Origin of the sequence: Microtetraspora malaysiensis (assembly GCF_001528665.1) — a bacterium.
GTDB lineage: Bacteria > Actinomycetota > Actinomycetes > Streptosporangiales > Streptosporangiaceae > Microtetraspora_A > Microtetraspora_A malaysiensis.
This window is the reverse complement of record NZ_BBYJ01000019.1, coordinates 182,236-194,153: the sequence shown is the minus strand read 5'-3', so window position 1 is coordinate 194,153 and position 11,918 is coordinate 182,236. Positions and strand designations below refer to the sequence as shown.

Here is an 11,918-nt window from a genome sequence, read left to right as displayed (position 1 = left end):
AAGCTGGGCCGCTCGCGGGGTGGGCTGACCAGTAAGGTCCACCTGTCCGCCGACCGGCGCTGCCGCCCGCTGTCCTTCGTCCTCACCCCGGGCCAAGCCGGAGACAGCCCGCAGTTTCACGCCGTGCTGGCCCGTATCAAGGTCCGCATTCGCGTCGGGCGGCCGCGTACCCGCCCGGACGCGGTGGCCGCCGACAAGGCGTACTCCTCTCGCGCCAACCGCGCCTACCTGCGCCGACGCCACATCCGGGCGGTGATCCCCGAGAAGGCGGACCAGGCGGCCAACCGCAAGAAACGCGGCTCGCGTGGCGGCCGCCCAGTCAGCCACGACGCGGATCTCTACAAGGAGCGCAACACGGTTGAGCGCTGTATCAATCGGATCAAGGAGTGGCGTGGGCTGGCGTTCCGCTTCGACAAGACCCCCGAAAGCTATCTGGCCGGCCTTCATCTACGCGGAGCCATCTTGTGGATCCGAAGCCTCCGGCCTGCCTGAAGATCCGAACTCCGCACAGGCCCTAGCCGGAGTCCGTGAATCTTCTCCTGACATTGATCTCGCCGACTTGGCGCAGGTGGATGGAGGACTCGAAGAGATCGATCGGGAAGGACGAGTGCGGGGGCACGTGGGTGCCGTCCTGGCACACGTAGACGTCTCCGTCGTCCAGGGCCAGGATCGAACTCTCCGTGGTGCCGTCAGGAATGGTCATGGGCCCACTGTCGCCGCCGGCGCGCGCCGGCGGATTGGACAAATGTTCCGCTAGCCGCGGCTTGGGGACATCTTCAGGATTCGATACGCGCCCAAGGACGCGATCCCCGCCGCCACCCTGGCCGCCTGCGCCGGTCAGGCCCAGGCATTTCCCCGTCAAGATCGAAGAGCCCGGTTCGCCAGGGGTGTTCGCCGTGGCGGAGAGCGAGTGACTCGTCCAGCCATCGGCGTTGGGATGCGGTGAGCAGTCGCAGAACCGCAGTGAAGTCGATCGCGGTGCTCAGTCCGACAGAGGCAACCGCACAAACCGACGGAGAATTTTGTCTTGACAATATTAGTTGTCGGTGAGAACCTCTTGGCATGTGGGAAGTGGCGGTGATCGAGGACGCCGTGGCAGCCGAAGTCACGCTTGATCCGATCCGGGCGAGGCTGCTGGCAGAGCTGGTCCGGCCTGGCTCGGCGAGCAGCCTGGCGGCCCGGGTCGGGCAGCCTCGGCAGAAGGTGAACTACCACCTCCGGGAGCTGGAGCGGCACGGTCTGCTCGAGCTGGTCGGGGAGCGGCGCAAGGGCAACATGACCGAGCGGGTGCTCCAGGCGACGGCGTCGTCGTACGTCATCTCGCCGGCGGCGCTGGCCGCGGTTGAGCCGGACCCGGCGCGGTCGCCGGACCGGCTCTCGGCGCGCTGGCTGCTGGCGGTGGGCGCGCGGCTGGTGCGCGACGTCGGCACGCTCATCACCGGGGCGACCAAGGGCGGCGAGCGGGTCGCGACCTACGCGCTCGACGGGGAAGTGCGGTTCGCCACGGCGCACGACCGTGCCGCCTTCGCGGACGAGCTCACCAACGCGGTGACTGGACTGGTCGCCAAGTACCACGACGAGAAGGCGGCCGGCGGCCGGGCGCACCGGATCATCGTGGCAATCCACCCGTCGATCCCCCAGACTGCAAGCGACGACACAAAGGCCACCGAGACAGCGGCCAGCGACCTACCGGCCGACGAGGGGAACGAGTCCTGACGTGGGCCACCACTGGGAGCAGCGCGACGAGGCGAACCGATGCGCTCTACCGCTTCATCCGGGGCTACTTCGGCTCGATCCTCCTGGGACACCACATCTTCATACAAGACAGCACCGACACCCCGCAGGCGTGGCGGACCTGGCTCAACGACCTGCCCGCCTGACACCTAAGGAGCACTGACATGGGAAGCATCAAGTCCGGCCTGTTCATCTCGCTCGACGGCGTGACCGAGGCCCCGGACACGTGGCACTTCGGCTACTTCAACGAGGAGATGGGCAACGCGGTCGGCTCGCTCATGGGCGGCAACGACGCCATGCTGCTCGGCCGCCGTACCTACGACGAGTTCGCGGGCTACTGGCCGAACGCGGACGCCGACGACCCGATGACCAAGCAGATGAACGGCACCCAGAAGTACGTGGTGTCGAACACGCTGACCCGGCCCGACTGGGAGAACACCACAGTGGTCGGTGGCGACGACGTGTATGACCAGTTGCGCGCTCTGAAGGCCGATCAGAACCTGGGCATCACCGGCAGCGGGACGCTGGTGCGATCGCTGCTGGCGGAGGGGCTGCTTGACGAGCTGCACCTGTTGGTGCACCCCGTCGTGCTCGGCGCCGGCCAGCGGTTGTTCGAGGGTTCGGCCAAGGTCCCGCTGAAGCTGGTGAGCTCGGCGACGTTCAGCACAGGCGTGCTGCACCTGGTCTACGCGAACGAGTAACGAAGAGGACGCGAGCGCGCGCCGAGGCCTTCCGGCGCGCGCTCGCGTACGCCCGACCAGCTTGTTCAACTGTGCAATTCGGCGCGAAGCCGCCGAGGTTGACGACCACGAGCAGGCTCCAGACCAGGACGCGCACTGCGAGAGCGCCTGGCGCCAGCTCGGCGAGCGCGGCGCGAGCCTGGTAGAGATCGGGACCGGCGTCGGCGCGGGCGATGATGGCATCGGCGGCTCGTCTCGCGGATGTGGCGACCCCCCATCCCCACCTGGGGCTGCGCCATGTACGCATGCGTGGATTGCCGTAATCAATCCGGAAGGGATGGCGCGAGCGCCCTTATCTATCAGCCTTGGCCATGTGATGTCCATGAAAAGGGCTCGCCGACCGGTTGTTGCTCTTGCTGCCGCATAAGGCGAATTTGATGATCAGTGCGGGTTCCGTACGGCTTGACGGAAGGGGAGAGGCGCTATGAATGAATGGACCGGGGTCAGCGGGAAATACGTGATAATCACCGGCGCCACCAGCGGCATCGGACGCGCCGCAGCCGTCCAACTCGCCGCGCGTGGCGCGAGGATCGGAATCGTGGCCCGCAACGAGGCCAAGGCGAACGAGGTGGCGGCGCAGCTCAATGAGGTGGCCGGCGGCGGGGCGGTCGCCGATGTGTTCGTTGGGGACATGGCTTCACAGCGGTCTGTTCGTCAGGTGGCGAGTGAGATCCTCGAGCGGTGCCCCAGGGTGGACGTCCTGGTCAACAACGCCGGCGCTCTCTACTACCACCGCCACCTGACCGAGGACAATGTGGAGATGACCTGGGCAGTCAATCATCTGGCTCCGTTCCTACTCACCTCGTTGCTGCTGGACCGGTTGAAGGAGAGCGCGCCCGCGCGGGTCATCACTACGTCATCTCATGGGCACAGAGCCGCCCGGGAGGGGATCGATTTCGACGACCTGAGTGGTGACCGCCTTTACGGTCGCCGCAGGTTGTTGGGCGGTGCATTCGGGCGCTATGCCGAGACCAAGCTCGCGAACATCCTTTTCACTGCCGAGCTCGCCCGGCGACTGCAGGGGAGTGGCGTCAGCGCCTATTCCTTCGACCCAGGGTTGGTGGCCACCAATTTCAACAAGAACAACGGTGTGCTGGTGCGATGGAACATGCTCGTCATGAGACCTTTCTCGCGTAGCCCGGAGAAGGGCGCCGAAACGTTGGTGTGGCTGACCGATTCCGCGGACGTGCCTGAGTCCGGCGAGATCTATTTCGCGGACAAGCGATCGAAGGCCCCATCCGGGGCCGCCCAGGATCCGGACGCCGCACGCCGACTCTGGGAAGTGAGTGAAGAGCAGACTCAGGGCTCGTCCTCTCTTCAGGGATAGCCAACAGCGATCAGCGGTAAATCGCGGGGACTCACGGTCACTCGAGCCGATTTCACCTGCACCCCTGTCTTTCCAACTCAGGACGGCAAGATCAGTAGCCCATTCCCGAGCTGACAGCGTGGGTTCGATTCCCGTCACCCGCTCTACACACGAAGGCCCAGGTCAGGGAGTACATCCCGACCGGGCCTTCGTTGGGCGTCGACGTGGCGCGGGCCGCTGGGTTCGTGAAGTACTCTTTGGCGCTGATGACGAGTCGCGCGGCCGGGGCTTTGATGACGACGGGCTGTCCCCACCAGGAGTAGAAGCTGGTGTAGTTGAAGGTCCATACGTCGCCGAGCTCCGAGAGTTCCATGACGACCGAGGCCGTGAAGCGCCGGGGCAGGTGGTCGGACCCGACCCGGAGCTTCCAGGTGACGCGGCCCCCGCTGGTCACCCCTTGCTCATCGGTGTCGAACACTGGGCCGTCCCGTGTGGAGCCGAGGGCCGGCACGCTGACCGTGCCGGTGTACAGGGCCGTCGTCACGCCGTCGATTGTGCCGCCGGGCACTCCGGGCACACCGCCGGGGGCGACCAGTTCGAGGAACTTCGGGTTGGCAGCGTCGACCTGGTCGTTCGCGTGCCGGTAGCCCCCATCACCACTGCCCCACACGATGCGGTCCCGGAGTGGGGACGTCTCGGTCATCCCTCCCGAAGGTCCCGTCTACTCGGCGGGCCCTCTCCTTTCCCGGGGTGGTTCCGGCGGACCCTTCTCGCGGTCATCCAGACGGTCGGCGCCACGGCCAGGATCACGGCCAGCACTACGGCGAGGCCGTACGGGGCGGGCCAGCCGGCACTCCAGCCCAGGAACGGCAGGAGAGTCCCACCGAAGGTGAGGAGGGCGACGAGGGCGTTCCGTCCCCGTGGTGCCTCTTCCGTGGCCTGGGTGGAGCCCCGCGCCGATGTCCATGCCGCGAGCACCACGATGCCGCCGGCCAGTGCCATCAGCGCACCGACGGCGAAGGTGGAGATGCCGGAGGGGCCCGAGCCGATGCCCAGCGCGACGAGGAGCGGCCCGAGCCAGAGAAGCACGCTCCCGATCGTGTAGATCACTGGGGACTTCCTCCAGCAGCCGTCCACGCCGAGCCCGATGAGCAGGGCCGCGAGCGCCGCGAGGGCGGCGGCCCACACTTCCTCGCCGATCCGTCCGCCGGGATCGGTGAGGGGCGCCGCCGCCTTCGCCGAGAAGCCGCCGTCGGGCGCGAAGCCGAGCCGCTGCCAGCGCCCTGACACGTCGCGCACGGCCACACCGTCGGGGCCGTTGGCGACGACCACGATGTGCGCTCCCACCTCGCCCGGTACGGTCTGCACGGCGAGCGCGCGGGAACCGACGGGATCGGCGTCCCGCCCTTGCGGATCGGGGTTGCGGAATCCGCGATCCAGCCACCTCTCGCGGGGGATCCGCCACGCGGTCGTCCAGGTTTCGCCGCCGTTCGTGGACTCGTCGACCTGGAGCAGGCCGGGGACGATCCGGTAGCAGTGTTGCTGGTCGCCTTGCACGCAGGCCGCGCTCCGCGCCGCCCTCGTGGCAGGTTCCTCCCATCCCCGCCACGTCACGCCGCCGTCGACGGAGGCATATCCGCCGGCACCCTCGCCGTACACGACGACGGCCGCGCCGTGGATCTCTACATAGGCCGCCGATGGCGGCGGCTGAACGGGCGAGGTCGCCGTGGCGGCGAACAGCGCGACGGGGACGATGAGCACGGCGTGCGGGAGTGCTGTGGGAGGGCGTCGGGTGGCCTGTCGCCAGGTGAGCCAGGCGAGGCCGAGGGCGGGCAGCGCGATCAGGTCGGTGGGGTCGGCCACGACCCGGGACGGGATGAAGAGGGACCACAGCCAGGACGCGGCCTCCGCGCCGATGGTGGTGACCTTCATCAGCGTGAAGAGCGTTCCGGTGAGAGCGATGGCGGCCGGGGCCGGGCAGCGGAGGAGGAGTGCCACGAGTGGTGGGGCCATGGTGAGTCCGGCGAGGTCGCTGAGTTTGCCGGTGATCGGGCCGGGCCACAGGTGTTTGAAGAGGTGGTCGTTGAGGAGGAGCAGGGCCACGGCCAGCATGGTGACCGGATGGCCGAGCCACGCGAGCGCGTGGCCGGAGCTTCGCATTGTCACGGCTTGTTCGATCTCCGGTACGGGGGCCGGGTTGTCACGATGCGGTCCCGGAGTGGGGACGACTCGGTCATCCCTTCCGATCGTGTGGGTAGCTCAGCTCGAACGCGCGCTGGACCGCCTCGGTGTGCCGGCCGGCGTTGACCCGGGGTGCGTTGTGGCGATCTTGCTCGTTGCGCTGATCCCTATCCCCAGGTGGCGGCTTTCCTGCCGCGCGGAACAAGGTGCCACGCTCCTTGGGGTTGCGCTGATATCGGCAACCGAATCGTTCTCTACAACGGGTGCCTGACCGGCCCACTCAACCTGAGGATCCCGGCCGCGTGTCCCACTCGAGCGCTTCACGCCTGAGCCGATGAGCCAGGTTCTCCGTCCCTGAGGCGGAGCCGGAGCCAGGTGATGAGGCGGGTGCCGGGGTCGGTGAGGTCGAGCCCGTTGCCGGCGAGCCTGCGGATCCGGTAGCGGAGCGTGTTGGGGTGCACGCGGAGCCGCTGGGCGGCGGCGCGGACGTCTCCATGACATTCGATCCACGCCAGCGCGGACTCCTCGGCGTCCCGCAGCGCCGGATCCGCCTCGTGCAGGAGCAGGTCGGGATGATCTTCGAGCAGCGAGCGCAGCTCGATGAGCGTCGCCGCCGCGCGGACCTCGTCGATCGTGGCGACGGCCGCACCCGAAGCCCTGAGCGTGGCCGTACCCGAAGCCCTGAGCACGGCCAGGGCCAGATCGGCCTGGCGGCGGGAACGCGGTAGATCGTCCGCGCTCACCCGGCCGCCGACGCTCGCCGCCAGGCGGCGCCGCAGGCCGAGCCGCCGGGTGAGGTCGGATGCGACCTCCCGCAGCGCCGCGAGGTCCTGCGCGGGCATCAGGCAGTAGACGGTGTCGCCGCGCAGCACGCACGCGGTCGACCGCCGGTAGGCGTCGAGGTAGGTGGCGACGGCGTCGAGGAGGTGCTCACCGAGCGGGTCGTCTCCGGCGACCAGCTCGGCCACGGCCAGGACCGCGATCCCCGCGCCCGGATCGAGACCGAGGCGATGGCATGCCGTACGCGGATCCCTGCCGTCCAGCGCCTGTCCGACCAGCTCGCCGCGGCGCTCGCGATCGACGGTCCGAGCCCTCCGCACCCGCAGCAGATGCGCGGCCGCCAGCCGGGCGAACTCCTCCACGAGCACCAGCTTGTCCTCGGAAAGCCGCTCGTCCCCCTCCAGGACCCACAGCATGCCGAGGGGCTCGGGTCCGCCGCGGATACCCGCGCCGATCCGCCAGATCCGGTGCCCGTCATCGTCGTACGGCGGGCCGGTGTAGAAGCGCAGCGCGCGGTGGCTGGTCAGCAGCAGCCGCCGTGTCTCCTGGGGCGCGTTCCTCGCGGGCACGGTCCTGCTCAGGATGACGTCCCGCTGCAGATCGTCGTTGGTCTGGCCGGGTATGGCGGAGTAGGCGAGCAGCCGCCACTGCGTGTCCACTATCCCCGCCGGCCGGTCGAGCGTCTCGGCGATCGCGTTCACCAGCGCGTTCAGGTCGCCGGCCGGGACGCTGCCGAGGTCGCGGCTCGGCGCCGCGACCAGGCTGTCGCCCAGCAGGACCGCGTCCTCCAGCAGCGTGTGCAGGTGGCTCCAGGACATCGCGACCCGCAGCGCGATCAGGGCCACACCCGCCTCGGCCGCCGCCTCCGCCAGCGACGCGGCACCCGCCGCGTCGGATCTCAGGACGGCCGCCGCCGCGCCGGCCAGCCGGCGGATCGTCTGAGCCGCGCCGGGTGTCTCGGGAGTCAGGCCGACGAGCAGCACCATGGCGCCCGGCTTGGGCGGCGCGGCGCTCAGCGGATCGTGGATCGCGGGCCCGGAGATCGGAACATCTACTCCGTTCGGTGCGGCGACGACCGTCACATAGTCCGCTCCGATCCGCTCGATCACCTGCGCGAGCGACGGCTCGAGGTACTCGACCTGGTTCATCCGTGCAGTATCGGCCAAGGGCACCGATGATTCTTCGTCCGATCGGCCAAGGAATCGCGTCCTCTCTTCACCCAGGGTTGGCGCATGAAGAATTCCTGGGGCTCGGTCCGACTCCACCGTGACGCGTACGGCGTGCCGCTGGTCGAGGGGACCTCCGAGCCCGCCGCCTATTTCGGGCTCGGATACGCACAGGCGCAGGACGACCTGCACGGTCTGCTCAGGCAGTACCTGCTGGTGCGCGGCGAGTTCGGCGACGCGGCGCGGGACGCCAACCAGCGGCGCTGGCAGGTGCTGGAGGAAGCCCGCCTAGGCTTCGACTCCCTCCCGGAGGACCTGCGCGCCTGCTACGAGGCGTTCCTCGCCGGGATCGGCGCGTGGATGGACGAGCATCCCGAGGACGTCCCCGCGTGGGCGCCGCCCCTGGAGCCCGCCCTGCCGATCGGCGTCAACCGCACGGTCATGCTGTACTGGATCATCACCGACGCGGTCGAGGCGCTGCGCGCGTCCGGTGTCACCCCGACCGGTGTGACCTCCGAGCTGGAACGCGGCCTGGTCCCTCCTGGCTCGAACGCCTGGGTGATCCGGCCGTGGCGCACCGCGACCGGCGAGACGTTCCTGGTCAGCGACCCGCACCTCCCTTTCGGCGGGACCTTCGCCATGTACGAGGCCGTCATCAGGGCAGGGGACCTGCACTACTCCGGGTTCGGCTTCATCGGCGCCATGCTGCCCCCGCTGGCCCACAACCCAACCTGCGCGTGGGGTCTGACCACCGGCGGACCGCGCGTCTCCGACGCCTATCGCATCGCCGTGGACGGAGACGTCTATCTGTACGACGGCGAGACCAGGAAGGTCTTTGAACACGACGGCCACGAATACGTCGTCCACAACGGCGTGATCGCGCCCGTGCTGGCGAGGGACGACGACGCGATCTATGTGGTGTGCACGCCGTACATGGGCCTGGCGGGGGAGACCGAGCGGCAGATCATGGCCATGGTGCGCGCCCGCGACGTCACCGAGCTGCGCGAGGCCTTCGAGGCCCGCGCGTTCCCACCGCAGAACGTGCTGGCCGCCGACTCCTCCGGCGACTGCTTCTACCTGCGCACCGGGCGGGTCCCGATCAGGCCGGTATGCGACGGGGGAGTACTCGACGGGAACACCTCCGCCACCGCATGGCTCGGCATCCGCCCGGCCGGCGACCTGGTGGGGATCTCCAATCCGGCGTCCGGATATCTCCAGAACTGCAACACCGCCCCCGACACCGTCACCCCCGATCCGGCGCTCGCGGCCGACCGCTGGCATCCGGACGCGTTCAACGACGAGCCGGGCCGCACCACCAGCCGGGGACGGCGCAGCGCGGAGCTGCTGTCCCGGGCCTTCGCCGTGGATGTCACGGAGGTCACCGCGTGGGCGGTCGAAGACCTCTGGCCCGACACCCCCATGTGGCAGGCGAAGCTCCTGAGCGCCTCATCCAGGGAGCCGGACCGGATCCACGGCTGGCCCGAGGGGCATCGGCGCCTCCTGCACCGGCTGCTCGCCTTCGACGGCCATGCCTCACCTGAGTCGGCGGACGCGACGGCCTGGCTCTCCTGGCGCGCGCAGATCTCCTCGGACGACCTCCTGGACGCCGTGGAACGGGCCGCGGAGGCCGTACCCCGTGGGACGTACGGGGAGGAGCATCAACTCCTCCCCGGTGTGCCGGGCCGCGCCGGCGCGCTGGAGCTCGAAGTGCCCCTGCGGGCTACGTACTACGCGCAGGGCATGGCCTTCGCCGGAGGTCCCTGCCTGCGGATCGTCGCGCTGGGCGGGAACGGCATGCGGTCGTGGAGCGTGTCGATGCCCGGCCAGGCCGCGCTGTACAGCCGGGGCGAGGTCAAGCCGATCACCTTCGACCCGTCATGAGGCTGTATCCCGTCATCGCGATCGGCATGCTGGCGATCACCGACGCGTTCGTGAACCAGGCCCTCGGCGTGCTCGCGCCGGACATCACCGGGTCGTTCGGCGTCTCCACCGGCGTGCTCACCTCCTTGCTCGCGATCCAGCTCATCGCCGTCGGCGTCGCTCCTTTCGCCATGTCGGCGCTGGTCAGAGGGCGTCCGATCCGGGCCGCGGTCTCCATCGGCACCGGGTTCGTGTGGAGCATCGCGACCTTCGCGATCGCGTTCGTCCACGACATCTGGACACTGGGCGCCCTGCTCCTGGTCAGCGGCCTGGCGAACGGCAGCCAGATCGCGCTGCACTCGCCGTTGCTCGCCGACATCTATCCGCCCGCTGTGCGCGGCCGGGTCCTTGCCCTGTACGGCACGGCGATGCCCGCCGGCGCGATCCTGAGCCCGCTCACGGTGTCGGCGCTGGCCGGGTGGCTCGACCTGGACTGGCGGGCGGTCTACGCCGTGCTCGGGGTCCTGTCCCTGCTCGGCTGCCTGTCGGCCTCGCGGCTGCGCGACCCCGGGATCGGGCGATACGACGACGTGGCGAGCGCTCGGGGCCTGTTGCGTTCGAGGACGCTGCGCCGCGTCTTCGCCGCCTTCGTCGCGTACGGCATGCTTCTTGTCCCGGCCGCGACGTTCCTGTCGGTGCATCTCAAGGAACGCTGGGGTCTGGACACCGACGCGCGCGGCCTGTTCTCGGCATGCTGCTCCGCGATGGCCATCGTCGTGCTGACCACACTCGGGCGACGGCTGGACTCGATCTTCCAGTCCGATCCGAGGAGGGTGCCAGCCGTCGTCGCCTGGGTCCTGACCGGCTCGGCCGTGGCCTTCGCCGCGGGTGCGACGGCGCCGGCCCTGCCGCTGTCGCTGGCCGCGTTCCTCGTCGGCCTGACGCTGACCCCCTTGATCGTTCCGATGATCACGCTAATCATGATCTCGGTGACCGCCCCAAGTGGGCGGAGCTACACGGCCAGCCTGTTCGGCATCGGACTGGCGGTCGGCGGGCTGGTCGGAGCCGGGCTCCTCAGCACCGTGGAGAAGGCGTACGGCACGGCGGGAGCGGTCGCCGCCATCGCCCTGCCCGGTCTGGTCGCCGGGCTCATCATCGCGTCGACCGCCCGTACCATCCAAACCGACCTGATTCCCGTCCGGGAGGAGATCCTCAATGTCTAGCGTCTTCGGCGATCCGGGATACGCGCGCCTGCCGGACGGGCGACGTCTGCACTACGTCAGCCAGGGCGAGGGGCGGCCCGTCGTCGTCCTGGAGTCGGGGCTCGGGGCGACCCGCACCGAGTGGGGTCTCGTCATGCCCGCGATCGCCGAGCGCACCCGGGTCGTCGCCTACGACCGGGCCGGGCTCGGCCGCAGCGACCACGATCCGCAGCGGCGCCACCTGGACCGCATGGTGGAGGACCTGGGACACCTTCTCGATCACCTGGGCGAGGACCGGTACATCCTGGCCGGGCACAGCCTGGGCGGGCCGATCATCCGTGCGTACGCGTCCGCGCATCCCGAACGGGTGGCCGGGCTCGTGCTGATCGACCAGGCCGCGGAGGACCTGGACTTCTACTACAAGCGGAGCATGCGCGCCGTGGCGATGGGCGCCCAGTCCGTCATGGCGGGACTCGCCACGCTGGGCGTCAAGGTCGTCCCGGGCGAGGTCCGCCGCATCCTCGCGCTGTTTCCGCCGGACATGCGCGCCGAGGCACTGGCCGAGATGACCCGCCCGTCCGAGATCCGCGCCACCCGGGCCGAGTACGCCGCTCTCGCCGAGGGCTTCGCCCGCCTGCGATCCTCGCCGGGCGTGCTGCCGCCGGTGCCCATCACGGCCATCAGCGGCGCGCTCACCCCCAGCAAGGTGGAGAAGCAGGTTCGCCCCGAGCTCATCGCCAGCCACCGGCGGCTCGTCGAAGCGCAGCCCCACGGCCGTCACGTCCTGGCCGAGCGGTCCGGGCACATGGTCCCCCAGGACGAGCCCGACCTGGTCATCGCCGAGATCCTCCGGCTCATCACCCGACCTGCCGGCTGATGGCCGGGCCGGTGTTGGCGGTGTCGCCCGCCGGTGAGAACATCATGATTCTCCTTCTCAGCACGTCCTCCG

11 protein-coding genes are annotated in these 11,918 nt (G+C 69.5%); 7 read left to right on the top strand and 4 right to left on the bottom strand.

Annotated features, from left to right (window positions below; translation table 11 throughout):
- Positions 1-492: IS5 family transposase (locus AWQ71_RS25460; protein WP_157570563.1), on the top strand; the 492-nt coding region annotated here is incomplete at its 5' end.
- Between the two features lie 22 nt (positions 493-514).
- On the opposite strand, the gene AWQ71_RS25455 is transcribed toward AWQ71_RS25460, so the two are convergent.
- Entirely contained in the window at positions 515-703 is a 189-nt protein-coding gene (locus tag AWQ71_RS25455; RefSeq protein ID WP_067137437.1) for a hypothetical protein, read from the bottom strand.
- A gap of 359 nt (positions 704-1,062) precedes the next feature.
- On the opposite strand from AWQ71_RS25455, the gene AWQ71_RS25450 reads away from it, so the two are divergent.
- From AWQ71_RS25450 to AWQ71_RS25440, 3 genes are all read left to right on the top strand, one after another.
- A complete protein-coding gene (locus tag AWQ71_RS25450) occupies positions 1,063-1,716 on the top strand; it encodes a winged helix-turn-helix domain-containing protein (protein WP_067137435.1) in 654 nt (217 codons plus the stop codon).
- 182 nt (positions 1,717-1,898) lie between these two features.
- On the top strand, positions 1,899-2,435 hold the full coding sequence (locus AWQ71_RS25445) for a dihydrofolate reductase family protein (protein WP_067137434.1): 537 nt from the start codon (positions 1,899-1,901) through the stop codon (positions 2,433-2,435).
- 463 nt (positions 2,436-2,898) lie between these two features.
- Positions 2,899-3,801, top strand: coding sequence for an SDR family oxidoreductase (locus tag AWQ71_RS25440; protein WP_067137432.1), 903 nt, complete (start codon positions 2,899-2,901; stop codon positions 3,799-3,801).
- A gap of 91 nt (positions 3,802-3,892) precedes the next feature.
- Here AWQ71_RS25440 and AWQ71_RS25435 read toward each other — a convergent pair whose 3' ends face one another.
- The 3 genes from AWQ71_RS25435 to AWQ71_RS25425 all read right to left on the bottom strand — a co-directional run bounded on the left by AWQ71_RS25435 (position 3,893) and on the right by AWQ71_RS25425 (position 7,889).
- Positions 3,893-4,483, bottom strand: coding sequence for a hypothetical protein (locus AWQ71_RS25435; protein ID WP_067137431.1), 591 nt, complete (start codon positions 4,481-4,483; stop codon positions 3,893-3,895).
- On the bottom strand, positions 4,480-5,946 hold the full coding sequence (locus tag AWQ71_RS25430; protein ID WP_157570562.1) for an MFS transporter: 1,467 nt from the start codon (positions 5,944-5,946) through the stop codon (positions 4,480-4,482). The genes AWQ71_RS25435 and AWQ71_RS25430 overlap by 4 nt, the downstream gene beginning before the upstream one ends.
- 335 nt (positions 5,947-6,281) lie before the next feature.
- Complete coding sequence (locus AWQ71_RS25425; RefSeq protein WP_067137427.1) at positions 6,282-7,889, bottom strand: PucR family transcriptional regulator; 1,608 nt, start codon at positions 7,887-7,889, stop codon at positions 6,282-6,284.
- An 84-nt stretch (positions 7,890-7,973) separates the two neighbouring features.
- Between AWQ71_RS25425 and AWQ71_RS25420 the strand changes: the two genes are divergently transcribed.
- Genes AWQ71_RS25420 through AWQ71_RS25410 form a run of 3 tightly spaced genes read left to right on the top strand, consistent with a single transcriptional unit; the run spans position 7,974 to position 11,846 of the window.
- Entirely contained in the window at positions 7,974-9,788 is a 1,815-nt protein-coding gene (locus AWQ71_RS25420; protein WP_067137425.1) for a penicillin acylase family protein, read from the top strand.
- On the top strand, positions 9,785-10,990 hold the full coding sequence (locus AWQ71_RS25415) for an MFS transporter (RefSeq protein WP_067137423.1): 1,206 nt from the start codon (positions 9,785-9,787) through the stop codon (positions 10,988-10,990). Before AWQ71_RS25420 ends, AWQ71_RS25415 begins: the two co-directional genes overlap by 4 nt.
- Positions 10,983-11,846 carry an alpha/beta fold hydrolase gene (locus tag AWQ71_RS25410; RefSeq protein ID WP_067137421.1) on the top strand — a complete coding sequence of 288 codons (864 nt, stop codon included), beginning with the start codon at positions 10,983-10,985 and terminating at the stop codon, positions 11,844-11,846. Before AWQ71_RS25415 ends, AWQ71_RS25410 begins: the two co-directional genes overlap by 8 nt.
- The last annotated feature ends 72 nt before the right edge of the window (positions 11,847-11,918 follow it).